Source organism: Anaerosporobacter mobilis DSM 15930 (assembly GCF_900142955.1).
In the GTDB taxonomy this organism is placed as follows: domain Bacteria; phylum Bacillota; class Clostridia; order Lachnospirales; family Lachnospiraceae; genus Anaerosporobacter; species Anaerosporobacter mobilis.
This window is the reverse complement of the sequence record NZ_FRCP01000005.1, coordinates 586,833-604,726: the sequence shown is the minus strand read 5'-3', so window position 1 is coordinate 604,726 and position 17,894 is coordinate 586,833. Positions and strand designations below refer to the sequence as shown.

The 17,894-nt window shown below is 35.4% G+C and carries 15 protein-coding genes; all 15 read left to right on the top strand.

Annotated elements, in window-relative coordinates; genetic code table 11:
• Nucleotides 1-47: 47 nt before the first annotated feature.
• The 15 genes from BUB90_RS02565 (at nucleotide 48) to BUB90_RS02495 (ending at nucleotide 17,888) form a co-directional block, all read left to right on the top strand.
• On the top strand, nucleotides 48-263 hold the full coding sequence (locus tag BUB90_RS02565; protein WP_073282399.1) for a hypothetical protein: 216 nt from the start codon (nucleotides 48-50) through the stop codon (nucleotides 261-263).
• Nucleotides 264-447: 184 nt separating this feature from the next.
• Complete coding sequence (locus BUB90_RS02560) at nucleotides 448-2,184, top strand: S8 family peptidase (protein WP_073282397.1); 1,737 nt, start codon at nucleotides 448-450, stop codon at nucleotides 2,182-2,184.
• 160 nt (nucleotides 2,185-2,344) lie between these two features.
• The gene (locus BUB90_RS02555; RefSeq protein WP_073282395.1) at nucleotides 2,345-3,817 is read left to right on the top strand and encodes a protein adenylyltransferase SelO; all 1,473 of its coding nucleotides are present in this window, start codon (nucleotides 2,345-2,347) and stop codon (nucleotides 3,815-3,817) included.
• Between the two features lie 123 nt (nucleotides 3,818-3,940).
• Nucleotides 3,941-5,476, top strand: a complete 1,536-nt coding sequence (locus tag BUB90_RS02550; protein WP_073282393.1) for a nitrite/sulfite reductase — start codon at nucleotides 3,941-3,943, stop codon at nucleotides 5,474-5,476.
• A gap of 264 nt (nucleotides 5,477-5,740) precedes the next feature.
• Nucleotides 5,741-6,196, top strand: coding sequence for a metal-dependent transcriptional regulator (locus tag BUB90_RS02545; protein ID WP_073282391.1), 456 nt, complete (start codon nucleotides 5,741-5,743; stop codon nucleotides 6,194-6,196).
• Nucleotides 6,197-6,214: 18 nt separating this feature from the next.
• Nucleotides 6,215-6,958 (top strand): Fe-S cluster assembly ATPase SufC, encoded by a 744-nt coding sequence (sufC, locus tag BUB90_RS02540; protein ID WP_073282389.1) that lies wholly within the window; start codon nucleotides 6,215-6,217, stop codon nucleotides 6,956-6,958.
• A gap of 26 nt (nucleotides 6,959-6,984) precedes the next feature.
• On the top strand, nucleotides 6,985-8,385 hold the full coding sequence (gene sufB, locus BUB90_RS02535; RefSeq protein ID WP_073282599.1) for a Fe-S cluster assembly protein SufB: 1,401 nt from the start codon (nucleotides 6,985-6,987) through the stop codon (nucleotides 8,383-8,385).
• Entirely contained in the window at nucleotides 8,385-9,464 is a 1,080-nt protein-coding gene (locus BUB90_RS02530) for a SufB/SufD family protein (RefSeq protein ID WP_073282601.1), read from the top strand. Before sufB ends, BUB90_RS02530 begins: the two co-directional genes overlap by 1 nt.
• A gap of 22 nt (nucleotides 9,465-9,486) precedes the next feature.
• On the top strand, nucleotides 9,487-10,710 hold the full coding sequence (locus BUB90_RS02525) for an aminotransferase class V-fold PLP-dependent enzyme (RefSeq protein ID WP_073282387.1): 1,224 nt from the start codon (nucleotides 9,487-9,489) through the stop codon (nucleotides 10,708-10,710).
• Nucleotides 10,711-10,734: 24 nt separating this feature from the next.
• Nucleotides 10,735-11,187 carry a Fe-S cluster assembly sulfur transfer protein SufU gene (sufU, locus tag BUB90_RS02520; RefSeq protein ID WP_073282385.1) on the top strand — a complete coding sequence of 151 codons (453 nt, stop codon included), beginning with the start codon at nucleotides 10,735-10,737 and terminating at the stop codon, nucleotides 11,185-11,187.
• A 55-nt stretch (nucleotides 11,188-11,242) separates the two neighbouring features.
• The gene (gene gpmA / locus BUB90_RS02515) at nucleotides 11,243-11,989 is read left to right on the top strand and encodes a 2,3-diphosphoglycerate-dependent phosphoglycerate mutase (protein ID WP_073282383.1); all 747 of its coding nucleotides are present in this window, start codon (nucleotides 11,243-11,245) and stop codon (nucleotides 11,987-11,989) included.
• A gap of 296 nt (nucleotides 11,990-12,285) precedes the next feature.
• Nucleotides 12,286-12,849: an alkyl hydroperoxide reductase subunit C gene (ahpC, locus tag BUB90_RS02510; RefSeq protein ID WP_073282381.1), complete on the top strand. Its 564-nt coding sequence runs from the start codon at nucleotides 12,286-12,288 to the stop codon at nucleotides 12,847-12,849.
• Between the two features lie 80 nt (nucleotides 12,850-12,929).
• On the top strand, nucleotides 12,930-14,579 hold the full coding sequence (locus tag BUB90_RS02505; protein ID WP_073282379.1) for an FAD-dependent oxidoreductase: 1,650 nt from the start codon (nucleotides 12,930-12,932) through the stop codon (nucleotides 14,577-14,579).
• Nucleotides 14,580-15,045: 466 nt separating this feature from the next.
• Nucleotides 15,046-15,762 carry a MurR/RpiR family transcriptional regulator gene (locus tag BUB90_RS02500; protein ID WP_073282377.1) on the top strand — a complete coding sequence of 239 codons (717 nt, stop codon included), beginning with the start codon at nucleotides 15,046-15,048 and terminating at the stop codon, nucleotides 15,760-15,762.
• A gap of 215 nt (nucleotides 15,763-15,977) precedes the next feature.
• Complete coding sequence (locus BUB90_RS02495; RefSeq protein ID WP_073282375.1) at nucleotides 15,978-17,888, top strand: beta-glucoside-specific PTS transporter subunit IIABC; 1,911 nt, start codon at nucleotides 15,978-15,980, stop codon at nucleotides 17,886-17,888.
• Nucleotides 17,889-17,894: the final 6 nt, after the last annotated feature.

Genomic DNA, 17,894 nt, shown 5'->3' with positions numbered 1-17,894 from the left:
TAATCTAAGGGACAATAAACCTATCAGATAAAATAGGAGGTTATAGTATGGACTATTTTGGCATAGGTTTATGGGCATTCCCGGTAGCCATTGAGAATAATAAAAGACTAACAGAGGCTGAGAAAGAACAACTATATTTTCGTTGTAAAGATAATCACCAAAGACTAGAAGCTGATAGAGTACTGAATGGCGATAATCTTGAAGACAAAGTCGATTCATTTATGAATCTGGCAATCTTATCAAGTGTTAATAAGAACGTTTAAATGAATGAGGACGTTGCTAAATATAAAGATAAATCATTTCGCAACTACCTAGGAGGCATCAGATTTCAGAGTTTATTATATGAAGTCTGATGCTATTTTATAATCTCTTGTAGAAAAGAATTCGTGAATTGAATAGTAGGGTAGATACATATAATCTAGATAAGTAATAATTTGGTGAACGATTATGAATAGTGGAAAAAGAGATAATCAACTGAATCTTGCACTTGATGTGGGTCAAGAAACGAGAGAACAAACACTTGATCTTGATGTTGGGTTTTTACCAGAGGTACAATCCTGGGAATTAATTGTTAAATATACTGGTAGTCTTCAACGTATACGTGACGAACTGCATATAAGTGCTGTGGAACTACTGAATGAATATGCAATCCTTATAATACCAGAGAATCTTATAACTCGACTTGGTACTTATGAAGAAATTGAATTCATAGAAAAACCGAAACGACTTGTTTTCGCAGTGGCAAATGGTAGAGCAGAATCTTGTATAAATCAACTACAGTTACCGCAATTTAATCTGTTTGGGGAAGGTGTTATAGTTGCAATTATTGACTCCGGAATAGATTATAGTCATCCGGATTTTCGAAATAACGATGGAACAACAAGAATAGAAATGCTATGGGACCAGACAATTCAAGGCTCGCCCCCGGAAGGTTATGATATAGGGACCTTATATACACGTGAGAACATAAACGAGGCTTTGGCTGAAAGAAATATAGCACAACGATTGGCAATTGTACCGAGCGTAGATTTATCGGGACATGGTACAGGAGTTGCTGGAATTGCTTGTGGGAATGGAAGAGCAAGTAACGGTAGGAATAGAGGAGTAGCCTCTGAGAGCAATATGATTATAGTGAAATTAGGAGCCCCTACTCCATTGTCTTTTCCCAATACGACACAATTGATGCAAGGAATCGATTTTTGCATCCGCAATGCCATTCGAATAGGGCAACCGATTGCGGTTAATGTAAGCTTCGGTAATAATTATGGTTCACATGATGGAAGATCATTGCTAGAATATTACATTAATGATATTGCTAACCTTTGGAAGAGTAATATTGTTATAGGTTCCGGAAACGAAGGAGCAACGGCAAGGCACACAAATGGATTTGTTCAAAATCGTAGCAATCAGATTATAGAGCTTGCTGTGTCGGAATATGAGAGAACGTTCAATTTGCAGCTATGGAAAAATTATAATGATATTATGTCCATTGAGATAACCAGTCCAAGTAATGTAACAGTAGGTCCAATACGTGAGATTCAGGGAACGCAAAGCTTTGTAGTTGACAATACGCGGGTATTATTCTATTATGGAGAGCCGATTCCGTTCAACAAAGCGCAAGAAATCTACTTTGAATTTATTCCGGTAATGGAAAGAGTGGCAACTGGTATATGGAAGATTCGGTTAAATGGAGAAAATATTGTTGTAGGTAATTATGATTTTTGGTTGCCAGCAGGTAATGCAATTAGTGCGGAGACAAGATTTTTGCGTCCAACACCAGATGTTACCCTGACGATACCATCGACTACGTTTCGTGCTATTACTGTAGGTGCCTATGATGGCAGTACGGATAGTTATGCTAATTTCTCGGGGCGTGGTTTTACTAGAGATGGAGAAACAATTAAGCCTGACATCGTAGCACCGGGGGTGGATATTACGTCAACCGCACCGAATTCAAGTTATTCCACGTATACTGGTACTTCTTTTGCAACGCCATTTGTCACTGGTAGTGCTGCAATGTTGATGCAGTGGGGAATCGTTAAGGGAAATGATCAATATCTTTACGGAGAAAAACTAAAGGCTTATTTAATAAAAGGAGCAAGACATTTACCTGGATTTAATACATATCCGAATCCACAAGTAGGTTGGGGAGCGTTATGTGTCAGAGATAGTCTGCCGATATAATAATTAATCATATAAGAACGAGGAGGCTTGTTGCACCTCGTTCTTATTACCATAGATTAGGAATGCTTCTAATAATTATTCAGCTTTACGAATAATCAATGACAATGAGATAACACTACTAAATATAAATAGTAGTTACTAAGTAAAGGAATGGTTAATCATGAAAGAACGATATGTGAATAAGTCAGAGATAAAATTAGAGAATACTTATATAACCTTGCCCAAAGAGTTTTATTCTCAACAATTGCCATGGGAAGTACCTTCACCGGAAATGGTGATTTGGAATAACGCCTTAGCAACTGAACTTGGGTTAAACCTTGACTTCTTTTTGCAACCACAGGGATCAGAAGTACTTGCGGGAAACAAAATAATAGAAGGAACAACACCAATTGCGCAGGCATATGCAGGACATCAGTTTGGTTACTTCACAATGTTAGGAGATGGACGAGCAGTTCTTCTAGGAGAATATGTTACAAGTAAGGGAGAAAGGTTTGATATACAACTAAAAGGTTCTGGACGAACGCCGTATTCTAGAGGAGGAGATGGGAAAGCAACACTTGGTCCGATGTTACGGGAGTATATTATTAGTGAAGCGATGAAAGGGCTTGGTATCCCAACCACAAGAAGTCTAGCAGTTGTAACCACGGGCGAAAGTGTTCTGCGAGAAACGGGTTTACCAGGTGCTATATTAGTAAGAATGGCTAAGAGCCATATACGAGTGGGTACTTTTGAGTATGCAAATCGTATGTTGAATAAAGAAGCACTAAAAGCTTTAGCGGATTATACCTTGGAGCGACATTATAAGGAAGGGAAGACGGAGGATCAACCATATGTGTATTTGCTACAGGAAGTGGTAAAAAGGCAGGCAAGATTAATTTCTCAGTGGCAATTAGTTGGGTTTATTCATGGTGTAATGAATACAGATAATATGACAATAAGTGGGGAAACCATTGACTATGGACCTTGCGCATTCATGAATCGTTACAAACCAGAAACGGTTTTTAGTTCCATTGATACTAGTGGAAGATACTCTTATCAGAACCAACCAAAGATGGCTGCTTGGAACTTAGCCAGATTTGCAGAAGCTCTGCTACCTTTGTTAGCGAATTCGCAAGAGGAAGCGGTTCAAATTGCACAGACAGAGATTGATCAATTTTCCACGTTATACCGTACGTTCTGGTATAAAGGAATGAGGGAGAAACTTGGTTTGTTCCATTTTGTTAATGGAGACGAGCAGTTGATAGAAGAGTTGTTACGCATTATGTTAAAGTATCGCGCAGATTATACGAATACTTTTCGGGATTTAACGTTGGATTTGAAAACACAGTCCGAATTAATGGATTCCGAAGAATTTGAAAAGTGGTATGGATTATGGCAAAAACGTCGTAAGGAACAGAATGAATCTCTAGAGGAATCGAAAACGTTGATGGAAAATAGGAATCCAATAGTAATTCCAAGAAATGAAAGAGTAGAAGAAGCACTTGAACGAGCTGTGGAACATAAGGATTATAGTGCAGTTGAAGACCTTGTTTCTGCAGTTAGTCATCCATTTGCTTATAATAATAGAAACGAATACTATGAAACGCCATCTGATTTGCATGACTGTGGATACAAAACCTATTGTGGTACGTAAGTCGATAACGTCTAGTTTGAATTAAAGGGAATAATTTGGTATACTATTGTTATGGACTGTAATGATTACACTTAGTGCATTCATTATGAAAGATAATATTTATAGAAAAAGGATGGTATTTTAATGGCGAAAAATCATGTGGAAGAATTTCGTGAAGATCTTAAAGAATTTCATGAAATGACAAAAAAGTTTTATCAAAAAGAAATTACGGTACCAGAATATAAATCGTTCTCTGGTGGTTTTGGTAGTTATGCTCAAAGAGGTGGTGAGCATAATATGTTAAGGTTGAGATTCGCTGGCGGAGAGTTGAACAAAGAAAATGTGAAATTTGTAGCTGATAGTGTTAAAAAGTATAACATAGACCTGGTACATTTTACGACCTGCCAATCAATACAGCTTCACAATCTGACGGAAGCTTCGGTATGTGGTCTAATTGAGGAAGCGTTTGATCATGGTATTATAACTAGAGGCGGGGGTGGGGATTTCCCAAGAAATGTTATGTGTTCTCCACTTTCTGGGGTAGAAGAAGGGGAATACTTTGATCCACTTCCTTATGCAAAGGAAGCTGGAGATTATCTTCTAGGTTTTATCAAGAAGGTAAAACTTCCTAGAAAGTTAAAGGTATGTTTCACTAATTCTAAAAAGAATGAAACACATGCAACCTTCCGTGATTTGGGATTTGTTGCAAAAGAAAACCAAACTTTTGATGTATATGCAGCAGGGGGACTTGGAATTAAACCTAAGATGGGAGTATGTGTAGCAAAAGATGTAGAACCATCGAAAATCTTGTACTACATTAAAACTATGGTTGATGTATTTACCGAACATGGTAATTATACGAATCGAGCAGCATCTCGTACAAGATTCTTGCAGGACTCACTTGGAGTTGAAGGCTTCATTAATGTATACCAAGAAAAATTAGCTTATAATCTAGAGAATGAAAAACTTGATATTAACGTAAAGCCAGATGTAATAAATAAAACTGGTGATGGTGAAATCTCAAATCCTAGAATTATAAAACAGAAACAAAAAGGGCTTTATGCTGTCGAGTATCATCCAATTGGAGGAAATCCTAACCCAGAATTTTTTACGAAGATTTATGAAGTTATTAGTAATATGAAAGAAGTTAAATTACGTATAACACCTGATCAAGGAGTGTATGTAATTAATCTGACAGCAGCAGAAGCGCATAGAGTATTAGAAGCAACAAAAGACGGAGCTAATACCCTTTTTGAAAGATCCACTGCTTGTGTTGGTGCAACAATATGCCAAGTAGGAATTGGAAAATCACAAGCTCTTTTAGATGCTTGTATTGAACGTGTGAAACAAGAGAATTTTAACGACAAGGTACTTCCTCCGATTCATATATCTGGTTGCCCATCTTCTTGCTCTGCTCATCAAACCGGCACCCTTGGGTTTAGAGGTGGCAAAAAACCAACTGTAGATGGACCGAAATTTGCTTTCGCAGTCTATGAAGATGGTTGTGAGCTTATAGGAGAAGAAAAGTTTGGTAAAGAAATGGGAGTTATGGTAGAAGATGATATTCCAGAATTCTTAGTTGATATAGGTAAAGAGGTTACTTCATTAGGATTATCCTATGAAGAATATCGTAAGGAATATCCTGAGAATTTAGGAAAGTTAGCAGCAAAATACTTATAAGAGTTCAATATAAAAATATCTATTTGTATACAGATAGTACTTGTAATTATGGAGGTGTACTTGTACGGATATCGTTTAACGGAATAAGAAAAACGACATGGAGCCAAATTGGTTTCATGTCGTTTTTTTGTAGGTTGAAAGAGGTTAGTACTTTCAATATAGGTGGATGTATCTTATGTGGCTACACTCTGTATTGAATATGTACTTGACAAACTATAAAAAAAGAAGTAATGTTAACCTAGGTTAACAAAAGGGAGGCGTATGATGCGAATTTCAAAATCTTTAGAAGAATATATCAAGACAATGTACGTTCTACAAAACCAAAAGGGAGAAATCAGAGTAACAGATATAGCCCAAAAGATGCAATGTACCAAAGCAGGGGTGAATAAAGCCATAAAACTACTTGCTGAAAATGGACTAGTAAATTATGAAGTATATGGAAAAATAGAGTTGACCGATGAAGGAACAAAAACTGCAAGAAAAGTGTTAGAAGCTTATGATATAGTCTATCTGTTTTTAACCGAATTACTAGAAATAGAAACAGAAGAGGCAAAAATAGAAGCAGAGAAAATAAAAAAAAGTATGGAGGATCATACACTAAATAAATTAGCTAAATATGTACAAAACACACTAGGTATTCAAGGCTTGAAATGTGATTATGACATTAACAATGAAAGATGTCTCGATTGTGGAAGAAGAAAAAAATCAATTCATTTTTAGGAAAGGGAAGGATACATTATGAATAATACTTTATTAGATATTAGAGATCTATATGTAAATGCAGAAGGACAAGAAATATTAAAAGGACTAAACTTAAAGATAAACAAAGGAGAAGTTCATATCGTTATGGGACCGAACGGAGCTGGTAAATCAACTCTTGCACATTCTATATTAAACAATCCTACTTACGAAAAAGAAAACGGTGAAATAATTTTTGAAGAAGAGGATATTACTGATTCAAAAACAGATGAAATTGCTAGAAAAGGAATCTTTATGTCCTTCCAATTACCGGAAGAGATACCAGGTGTATCGGTAACTAATTTTTTGAAATATGCAAGAAACAAAATGACAGGTAAGCCTGTAAGATTAATGCCATTTAAAGAAGAGATAAGAGGATATATGGAACAATTAGATATAAATCCAAGTAATATGGAGAGAAATCTAAATGTTGGGTTCTCTGGTGGAGAAAAAAAGAAAAATGAAATTCTTCAGATGCTTGTTTTGAATCCAAAACTTGCCATATTAGATGAAACAGATTCTGGACTGGATGTAGATGCTATACGAACTGTTTCAAAGGGAATTCAAATGTATAAGAATGATGAGAATGCAGTCCTAATAATTACACATAATGCAAAAATATTAGAAAACTTGAAAGTAGATTATGTTCATATCTTAGTTGACGGTAAAATTGTAAAAACAGGAACAGAAGAATTGGCAGGTCAGATTGAAAAAGAAGGATATGGAAAATATAAATTAGAATAAATAATGTGAAAGGTAAGGCTGTTAATATGAAAAAGACGAATGTAGAAGAAATTAATCGAAATATATATGACATTAAGAATGAAGACAAGTATGAATTCAAGATAAGGAAAGGCCTTACGCCTGATATCATAGCAGAAATCTCTAATCAAAAGCAAGAAGCGGAGTGGATGAGAGAATTTAGATTAAAGGCTTTAGAGGTATATAATTCTTTGGAATTACCAACTTGGGGTCCTGATCTCTCTGAATTGAACATGGACGAAATTGCGACTTATGTAAAGCCAAAATCTAAATTAAATAGTAGCTGGGATGATGTACCAGACGATATCAAAAACACCTTTGAAAGTTTAGGAATCCCAGAAGCAGAAAGAAAATCCTTAGCAGGTGTGGGTGCACAATATGATTCGGAGGTAGTATATCATAGCATTAAGGAGGAATTAGTAAAGCAAGGGGTAATCTATACAGATATGGAAACCGCAGTTAGAGATTATCCGGAACTTGTTAAGCCGTACTTTATGAAATGTGTATCCGTTCGTGATCACAAGTTCGTAGCATTGCATGGAGCGGTTTGGTCAGGTGGTTCCTTCGTATACGTACCAAAAGGGGTAAAAGTAGATATACCACTTCAATCGTATTTTAGACTAAACTCGCCAGAAGCAGGACAATTTGAACATACTTTAATTATCGTGGACGAAGGAGCAAGTCTTCAGTTTGTAGAAGGATGTTCGGCACCAAAATACAATAAGGTAAATCTTCATGCAGGATGTGTAGAGCTGTATGTCAAAGACAATGCATACCTAAGATACTCAACTATTGAAAACTGGTCGAAGAACATGTTGAATCTGAATACGAAAAGAGCGATTGTAGGAAAGAATGCTCAGGTTGACTGGGTATCCGGCTCCTTTGGTTCTAAAATATCGATGTTATATCCGATGAGTATCTTAAATGGAGAAGGAGCAAAAACAGAATTCACAGGAATTTCTTTCGCAGGTAAAGGACAGAATCTAGACAATGGGTTTAAGGTGGTACATAACGCACCAAATACTTCTAGTGTTATAGATGGAAAATCAATATCCAAAAACGGTGGAACTTGTACCTATAGATCGTTAGTAAGGATAAGCGAAAATGCTAAGAATTCAAAATGTTCAGTATCCTGCGAATCACTTATGCTTGATAGTTTATCAAAGTCCGACACCATTCCGGTAAACGATATTCGAACAGATGATGTAGAATTCTCTCATGAAGCAAAAATAGGTAAGATAAGCGATAAGACAATATTTTATCTAATGTCAAGAGGGTTATCTGAAGAAGATGCGAAAGCAATGATCGTAAGAGGATTCGCTTATCCGATTTCAAAAGAACTTCCTATTGAATATGCAGTGGAGATGAACAACTTAATTAATTTAGAATTGGAAGGGGCGATTGGATGATGGATAAAATTAGATTAAATGAGACACCTGTTAGGACAAGTGTGAAATTCGGAATTAATGACATTGTCCTAGATGACTTCACGGTTCCAGAAGAAATCACTGCGTTTGATTCGGTAACGATAAAAGATAGGGCAGGGCAGGTAACAACAAACGAAAGAATTAAGGATACTTCATTGATATATGGAGTTGGAGAGATATTAGAAGACCAAGTAAATGAGCAATCAAACCAAAACATTAAAATTGTAATGGATCAGAAGAATCAAGAAAATGTAGAGCTTGTTTTTGATTTTCAAGGAAAGGATCATTGCTTAGTTGATAACATAGAAATCTTAGCAGAAGAAGGAAGCAAAGGAACAGTTATCCTTAAGTATAAATCTAGTAAGGATAATGCTGATTTGCATGAGAAAGATTATCATAATGGAATCTGTAGAATTAAAGCAAAGAAGAAATCAGATATTCGGGTTATTGTGATTAATTTGTTAAATGAAGATTCTAGGAATTTCATTAGTCTAGAAAGTAATGTAGAAGAATCGGCAAAAGTAGATATTATCACAGTAGATTTTGGTGGAAGAAGTAGTGTTTCTAATTACTACGTGAATTTGGAGAAAAACAATTCCGAGGGTAATATTAATAGTATTTATCTTGGAAAGGAAGACCAAAAGATAGACATAAATTATATGGCTCATCTGTACGGTGAGAAAACGAATATAGATATAGAAGTGCAAGGTGCTTTAAAGGACAGGGCAACGAAAAGCTTCAAAGGTACCCTAGATTTTAAAACGGGAGCCAAAAAGGCGAAAGGAAACGAAAACGAATTTTGTATGCTATTATCGGATAAAGCGAAATCAAAAGCATTACCAATGTTATTATGTACAGAAGAAGATGTAGAAGGTAATCATAGTTCAGCTTCTGGAAAAGTAGATTCGAAAGAATTGTTTTATCTTATGACTAGAGGATTTAGCCAAAAAGAAGCAATGAAATTAATTGTTAAAGCGAAATTTTCGCATATTATTGAAAGAATAGAACAAGAAGAGTTAAGAGAAGAAATCCTAGCCGAGATTGATAAGAGATTAGATTAGACAAGGAAGGAATAATGCTATAATGGATATAGGAAAGATAAGAGAAGAATTTACACTTTTACAAAATAGAGATATAGCATATCTAGATAGTGGTGCAACAACACAAAAACCAAAACAAGTAATAAAAGCAGTAGAAGAGTTTTATCAAAGATATAATGCGAATCCCCACAGAGGAGCGTATGAGCTAAGTGTTGAAGCAACAAATCTGTATGAGGAAACAAGGCAAAAGATCGCAAGATTTATTAACGCGAAAGAATCGGAAGAAATTATATTTTCAAAAAATGCAACAGAAAGCCTAAATCTACTTGCGTATTCCTATGGAATGGAAAATCTGAAAAAAGAAGATGAAGTTGTTATATCTATTATGGAGCATCATTCTAATTTAGTTCCTTGGCAAATGGTAACGAAAAAAACAGAGAGTAAGTTATCATACATGTATATTAATGAGCAATATGAACTAACACAAGAAGAAATAGAAAGTAAAATTACAGATCAAACTAAAATTGTTGGTATTACACATGTATCAAATGTTCTAGGAACCATTAACCCTGTTAAGGAAATCATCGAATATGCTCACAAAAAAGGAGCAATCGTAATTGTGGATGCTTCTCAAAGTATTCCACATATGAAGATAGATGTACAGGATTTAGATGCAGATTTTCTAGTATTCTCTGGACACAAGATGCTAGCGCCATTAGGAGTTGGAGTACTGTATGGAAAAAAAGAAATCTTGAATAAAATGCCTCCATTCCTAATGGGAGGCGATATGATAGAATATGTGTATGAGCAAGACACAACCTTCGCACCTCTTCCTAACAGATTCGAAGCAGGAACACAAAACGTAGGAGGAGTGGTTGGATTAGGTGCTGCCATAGATTATATGAATGATCTGGGATATGAGACCATTCATAAAATAGAACAGGAATTAACCGATTATGCACTACAGAGGCTATCACAATTCGATTATATGAATCTATATGTAACGCCAAATAGGGAGAATCATTCTAGTGTTATTTCATTTAATATGAAGGGAATACATCCCCACGATGTGGCCAGTATCTTAGATTCTAATAAGGTGGCTATACGCTCAGGCAATCATTGTGCACAACCACTGATGAGATTCCTACAAACAGATTCCACTTGTAGAGCAAGTCTTTCTTTTTATAACACGAAAGAAGATATCGACCAGTTAGTGCAAGGTATTGAGAAGACCTACAAACTGTTTGAAAAATATATGAAAAAATAAATAACAGAGAGGAAGAGATATGGTATGGTGGAAAGCTTAAGTGATGTATATAATGATTTAATTATGGAACATAGTATGTATTCAGAAAACAAGAAAGATATAGCGGAAGCAGACTATAGCGAAATGGGCCATAACCCTAATTGTGGAGACGAAATTAAATTAGAGCTAAAATTAAATGGAAACAAAATAGAAGATATGGGATTTACGGGACATGGTTGTGCTATTTCACAGGCCTCTACTTCCATTATGATAGATACTATTAAAGGAAGAACAATAGAAGAAGCAAAAGAGATTATATCTACGTTTATCTCTATGATCAAAAGAGAAATTACAGATGAGCAAGAATTACAAAAAATAGAAGATGCCATTGCATTTAAAAACATATCCAATATGCCAGCAAGAGTAAAATGTGCTCTTTTGGCATGGCATACAATGGAGAATATTCTTCAAAAAAGTGAGGATGGCTCTGAAAAGTAAAACATAATTTAATAGGTTAGATTTTGCTAACCAAAACATGAAAGGGGTAATTTAAATGAAATTAGTATTATTAAGACATGGTGAGAGCGTATGGAATGAACAAAATCTGTTTACTGGTTGGACAGATGTGGAGTTGTCTTTGAAAGGACAAACAGAGGCAAAAGAAGCTGGGAGAACATTGAAGGAAAATGGTTTTGATTTTGACGTTTGTTACACTTCTTATCTGAAAAGAGCAATTCATACCCTTAATTTTGCATTAGATATGATGGATCGGACATGGCTTCCCGTAATAAAGACATGGAAACTAAATGAACGTCACTATGGAGCACTTCAAGGCTTAAACAAAGAAGAAACTGCTAATAAATATGGAGAAGATCAGGTAAAGATATGGAGACGTTCCTATGATGTTGCACCTCCACTTCTAGATGAAGCAGATGAGAGAAATCCTAGGTTACAAGAACAATATCGTCAGGAAGAAAAAGATCTTTTACCACTTGGAGAAAGCCTAGAAGATACCATTGCCAGAGTAGTACCTTATTACGAAGAATATATTGCAAAGGATATGAAGGCAGGAAAGAGAGTACTGATTGCAGCACATGGTAATTCCATACGTGCTCTAGTTCAATATCTAGAAGGGTTATCTAAGGAAGAAATTATGAATGTCAATATCCCAACAGGTATCCCACTTGTCTATGAACTTGATGAACAAGGAAGATTTATCAGTAAGGAATATCTAGGGGATCAAAAAGCTATTCAGGAAAAAATGCAAGCAGTAGCTAAACAGGGAAGTAAACAAAATTAAAGATAATAAAAATATAGATAATAAAAGTAAAGACAACCTTCATAGTTGGTATGTAGATGTATGGATAGTAGGTATTCATAATTTGCATATCAATCTTTGAGAGGTTGTTTTTTTAATACTAAAATAATAATAGTAATTATTATTAATTTTAGTATTGCAATTTTTAATTGTACGTGTTATTATATATTCATGAGTTAGAGAGAACTAACCAATAAAAAACAAATCAATATCAATACAAAAAACAATAACAATAATAAAAAGTTAAAACAATTTCAAACATCAAGGAGGATTTTATTATGTCACAAATTAATAAAGAGGTTTCAGATTTTACAGTTCAAGCATTTGTAGGTGGTGAGTTTAAAGAAGTTAAGAAGGAAGATATCTTAGGTAAATGGTCAGTGTTCTTCTTCTATCCAGCGGATTTCACATTTGTGTGCCCTACAGAATTAGAGGACTTAGCTAACAAATATGAAGATTTCCAAAAAATTGGTTGTGAAATCTATTCTGTATCTTGCGATACACATTTCGTTCATAAAGCATGGCATGATGCGTCAAAGACAATCAAAAAAATCAATTACCCAATGTTAGCAGATCCAACTGGTGCATTAGCTAGAGATTTTGATGTTATGATTGAAGCAGATGGTCTTGCTGAAAGAGGAAGCTTTATCGTAAATCCAGAAGGAAAAATTGTTGCTTATGAAGTAATTGCTGGCAACGTAGGAAGAAACGCAGATGAATTATTCAGACGTGTACAAGCATCTCAATTCGTTGCAGAACATGGGGATCAAGTTTGCCCAGCTAAATGGCAACCAGGCGCAGAAACATTGAAACCAAGTCTTGATCTTGTTGGATTAATCTAATGGATATGTAAAATTAACCATAGAATAATAATACCCCGTTTCTTTTTAAGAACGGGGTATTATAAAAAGGAGGTTCGCTTATGGAAGATTTAAGAAGTCTATACGATCTGATTATTGTAGGCGGAGGTCCAGCAGGTCTCTCAGCTGCACTTTATATGGCGAGAGCGAAATATAGAGTACTTGTTATAGAGAAAGAAAAACTGGGTGGACAGATTACAATTACAGCAGAGATTATTAATTATCCTGGAGTTAAGAAGACAAGTGGCAAGGAACTGACTGATAGTATGAGAATGCAAGCAGAATCTTTTGGAGCAGAATTTTTGATGGCGGAGGTTCAGGAGATGGAACTAGAATCCGATGTCAAGATAATCCGTACTACCAAGGGAGACTACAAGGCATTAGGAGTCATATTAGCGGTTGGAGCCAATCCAAGAAATCTAGGTTTTGAAGGAGAAAAAGAATTCCAAGGAAGAGGAGTTGCTTATTGCGCTACCTGTGATGGAGAATTCTTTACTGGAATGGATGTTTTCGTGATTGGAGGAGGATTTGCCGCGGTAGAAGAGGGAATCTTCTTAACAAGATATGCAAAATCTGTTACTTTAATTGTGCGAGAGGAAGATTTTACTTGTGCAAAAACGGTGTCAGATCAATTGAAGGGCAATGATAAAATATCAACAGTATTTCATACTGAGGTCGTGGAATTAAAGGGAGATAGTAAGCTAAAGAGCGCTAGATTTCGTGATAACATAACGGGTGATGAATGGACATACGAGGCTAAGGAAAATGAAAGCTTCGGAGTCTTTGTTTTCGCAGGTTATGTACCTAACACACACTGGTTACCGAAGTCAGTGGAATTAAACGCGCAAGGATATATCCTTACAGATGCAAATCAACAGACAAATATAGATGGAGTTTTTGCTGCTGGAGATGTATGTGTTAAGAATCTAAGGCAAGTAGTTACAGCTGTTTCAGACGGTGCAATTGCAGCTACTTCTATGGAGAAATATGTATCTGATTTACATGCTAAACTTAACATACCGGAGTTAGAAATCACTAAGAAAACTAGTAAACAGCCAGAGGCTGAAAGTAATCATAATACTGATGAGGATTCAACAGATGGTGAATTTTTAAGTAGTGAGATTAAGAATCAGCTAAGAGGAGTATTTGAAAAATTCGAAAAGCCTGTTATCTTAAAAACTTGGTTGGATGATAGAAAAGTCTCAGAAGAAGTAAGAGGTTTTGTTGAGGAGTTTACTAGTTTAACTGACAAAGTTACTTGGACCGAGGGGAATGAGGAAGAAGTTAGTACACGTTTACTTCCAACAATTGAAGTTTGTTATGACGATGGTACTAGTAGCGGAATACAGTTTCATGGAGTACCAGGAGGACATGAAATCAACTCATTTATAATTGCGTTATACAATGTTGCAGGTCCTGGAAAAGAAATTGATCCAGATGTGGAAAAGATGATAAAAGAAGTATCAAAACCAGTAAATCTAAAGATTATGGTTTCTTTATCTTGTACGATGTGTCCGGAGTTAGTTATGGCCGCACAGAAGGCTGCAACTCTTTCGGGTAATATTGAGGCAGAGATGATTGATTTAATGCACTATCCTGAATTAAAAGAGAAATATCAAATTATGAGTGTGCCATGCATGATTATTAATGATAAAACGATTCATTTCGGTAAGAAAGGGATAAGTGAAATTGCTACTTTAATTAGTCAATAATATTTTTACATTCGATATTGCTTTTTGTACCAATATATGTTATACTTCAATTGAGTTAGTTGTGACTAACTACAAACGTGGAGAAAAATATAGGAGGTACGAATTATATGGAAATAGCAATTATCGGTTTAGGTTTCGTTATGGTCTGTATTGTTGGTATCAAAAATAATATAAGAAAGTTATTATAAGATACCAGATATACATGTAATCTAATATAGTTTTGATTATATAATTTTAGAATATAGATTATAAATAATAATATATAAATATAAATTTTAATAATAAAAATATTAGTTTGAAAATAGAAAGTACCTTATGCGTACTTTCTATTTTTTGTTTTGGTAGGGGGAATTAGGATACCGATAAAATAGATTTACTCACGCATACAAATAAGAAATTTTTGTTTGATTTATAAACTTGTAAGACGCTCTTGAATTTTGTATAATCAATCTAGGAGGACGGTCGTATGTTCAGCTATGATAATATTCAGAAGTTAAATAATTTGGAATTACTTGTTTATGATTATGTTATTAAGAATAAACAGGTAGTAAGATATATGACAGTAAGAGATTTAGCGGCGGCAGTACATGTTTCAACGTCAACGGTTATTCGATTCTGTAAAAAGCTTGGGTGCGATGGCTACTCAGAGTTTCGCGTGAAGTTTAAATTATACTTAAATGAGCAATGTAGTCGTCAATCCAAAGATGATATTGAGGAATTACAACATTATTTTAAAAGTGTAGAGACAACTGCATGGGAGCAGGTGATGAATGATGCTGTTCAGATGATTAGAGATGCAAAAAGAGTAATCTTTGTAGGGGTTGGAACCTCTGGAATCCTTGGTAAATATGGAGCAAGATTTTTCTCTAATGTAGGAAAATTTGCACAGAGTATTGATGATCCTTATTATCCGGTCTTAGAAGATATTCTCGACAATACAGTGATTATAGCATTATCTGTTTCAGGTGAAGTGAGTGAAGTAATCCGTATGATCAATGAATTCAAACAGCATAATTGTAAAATCTTAAGCATTACCAATAAAAATTCATGCACACTTGCTAAAATATCAGATTTGAATCTGTCGTATTATATAGAAGAGCAAAAAGTTGGTGGTGAACTAAACGTTACTACGCAGGTTCCGGTGCTATTCTTAATTGAAACACTAGCGCGAAGTATTAAATAAGGACTATAGTAAATAAAGCCGATACAACAAAGATATACTAGTGTTGTATCGGCTTTTTACGATAGTCCTAACAATTATAGGGTAAAAAACAGGTTGTTTCTTTTGTGTAACAAATTACAAATGCATGGAACACAAGTCAGAAGGCTCCATGAGTATAGCAAGGATGCTTTGGTTTATGATATATTAAGTTCAAGTTACTAAAGGAGGAAATTTCAATGGCAATTGATTATAGTATCACTGCGAAAGCATTGGTAAAGGAATTAGGCGGGGATGAGAACATTAGGAACGTAACTCATTGTGCCACAAGATTACGTTTTATATTAAAAGACGCGAAGAATATTAATACGGATACTGTAAGGAAGATTCCTGGAGTCATTACGACAGTAGAAGCAGGAGGACAATATCAGGTCGTTATTGGTAATCACGTACAGGATGCTTACAAAGAAGTCATAAAGCTCGTAACTATAGAAGAAGGTAGTAGCGAACCAGCTCAAAAAGTAGGAGTAGTCAGCAGGATAATTGATGTAATTTCAAGTATTTTTGCACCGTTTTTATATACACTCGCGGCATGCGGTATCTTACAAGGTATTCTTGGGGTACTAGTAGCAATGAATGTAATGGATACAAGCTGGGGAACCTATAAGATTTTGAATTTTATCTCTTGGACAGCGTTTACATTCTTACCAGTGTTGATTGCTGTAACTGCATCAAAGAAATTTAAAGTAAATGAATTTATCGGTATAGTAATAGCTTGTGCATTAGTTAGTCCAGATTATATTGCAATGGTGAATGCAGGTGAATCACTAACATTCTTAGGAATCAAAGTTCAGATGCTTAGTTATACATCTACAGTTATACCAATTATTCTAGCAATTTGGATTACATCTTATGTACAGAGATTTTTTGATAAGAAGTTACCGATAGTAATTAGAAACCTATTCACTCCGATGTTTACAATTGCAATTATGGTGCCACTAACATTACTAGTATGTGGTCCATTAGGAAATATGGTAGGTGGAGCAATCGGTGACGTTTATAATTCCTTATATGATTTAAGTCCAATTGTTGCGGGTGTTGTCGTTGGCGGATTGTGGGAAGTAATGGTTATCTTCGGTGTGCACTGGGGAATCACTCCGGTTACAGTTGGTAATTATGCTTCTCTTGGATACGATACATTCACAGGTATTCAAGGATCTGCCGTATTCTCACAGGCAGGTGCAGCTTTAGGAGTTTTCTTCCGTACGAAAGATAAAGAATTAAAACAAGTTTCACTACCAGCAGCAATTACAGGATTGTTTGGAATCACAGAACCAGCAATCTATGGTGTTAATTTAAGATTAAAGACACCAATGATTTGTGGTTGTATAGCAGGAGCCGTGGGTGGTGGTATAGCAGGAGCTTTCCGCGCATATTCATGGGGATATAACATGCCAGGTATAGCGACACTTCCAGCATATTTTAAAGAAGGATATATGTCAAACTTCCTAGGTTACGTTATATCAATTATTATATCATTTGTACTAGCAATGGTGCTTACTATGATGGTAGGTTTTAAAGAAGATAAAGATGAAGTAAAAAAGGATTCAAAAGTAAAATCAAAAGAAGAAACAAAAGTAGAAGCTAGGGAAGAAGTAAAAACGTCACAACCTGCAGAAGTATCTGTAACAGCTAGCAAAACGAGAATTAGTTCACCTCTAAGTGGTAAAGTTATTGCCCTTACTGATGTGAATGATGATGCATTCTCGAGTGAAGCTATGGGCAAGGGCGTGGCTATCATACCAGAAGAAGGCAAAGTATATTCACCTTTTGATGGAACAGTAGCAGCACTTTTTCCAACAGGACATGCAATAGGCCTTATGTCTGACTCTGGGGAAGAATTACTAATTCATATTGGAATCGATACAGTAGGAATGGGCGGAAAAGGTTTTGAGGTACATGTTTCACAAAACGATAGAGTGAAAAAGGGGCAGCTCTTAATCACATTCTCTTTAGAAGAGATTACAAAAGCAGGTTTCGAAACAACTACAATGGTGATTGTATCTAATACAGAAGAGTATAAAAGTGTAGAATCATTGGCAGTTTCAAACGTGGTACAAGGTCAAGAATTGTTAGAAATACAGAAATAGAGGTGC

Excerpts from the sequence above, each read along its gene's own strand:
- BUB90_RS02505 (WP_073282379.1), top strand. The coding sequence starts at position 12,930 with ATGGAAGATTTAAGAAGTCTATACGATCTGATTATTGTAGGCGGAGGT.
- sufU (WP_073282385.1), top strand. The coding sequence starts at position 10,735 with ATGGTGGAAAGCTTAAGTGATGTATATAATGATTTAATTATGGAACAT.
- BUB90_RS02545 (WP_073282391.1), top strand. The coding sequence starts at position 5,741 with ATGCGAATTTCAAAATCTTTAGAAGAATATATCAAGACAATGTACGTT.
- ahpC (WP_073282381.1), top strand. The coding sequence starts at position 12,286 with ATGTCACAAATTAATAAAGAGGTTTCAGATTTTACAGTTCAAGCATTT.
- BUB90_RS02560 (WP_073282397.1), top strand. The coding sequence starts at position 448 with ATGAATAGTGGAAAAAGAGATAATCAACTGAATCTTGCACTTGATGTG.
- sufC (WP_073282389.1), top strand. The coding sequence starts at position 6,215 with ATGAATAATACTTTATTAGATATTAGAGATCTATATGTAAATGCAGAA.
- BUB90_RS02500 (WP_073282377.1), top strand. The coding sequence starts at position 15,046 with ATGTTCAGCTATGATAATATTCAGAAGTTAAATAATTTGGAATTACTT.
- sufB (WP_073282599.1), top strand. The coding sequence starts at position 6,985 with ATGAAAAAGACGAATGTAGAAGAAATTAATCGAAATATATATGACATT.
- BUB90_RS02550 (WP_073282393.1), top strand. The coding sequence starts at position 3,941 with ATGGCGAAAAATCATGTGGAAGAATTTCGTGAAGATCTTAAAGAATTT.
- gpmA (WP_073282383.1), top strand. The coding sequence starts at position 11,243 with ATGAAATTAGTATTATTAAGACATGGTGAGAGCGTATGGAATGAACAA.
- BUB90_RS02555 (WP_073282395.1), top strand. The coding sequence starts at position 2,345 with ATGAAAGAACGATATGTGAATAAGTCAGAGATAAAATTAGAGAATACT.
- BUB90_RS02565 (WP_073282399.1), top strand. The coding sequence starts at position 48 with ATGGACTATTTTGGCATAGGTTTATGGGCATTCCCGGTAGCCATTGAG.
- BUB90_RS02495 (WP_073282375.1), top strand. The coding sequence starts at position 15,978 with ATGGCAATTGATTATAGTATCACTGCGAAAGCATTGGTAAAGGAATTA.
- BUB90_RS02525 (WP_073282387.1), top strand. The coding sequence starts at position 9,487 with ATGGATATAGGAAAGATAAGAGAAGAATTTACACTTTTACAAAATAGA.
- BUB90_RS02530 (WP_073282601.1), top strand. The coding sequence starts at position 8,385 with ATGGATAAAATTAGATTAAATGAGACACCTGTTAGGACAAGTGTGAAA.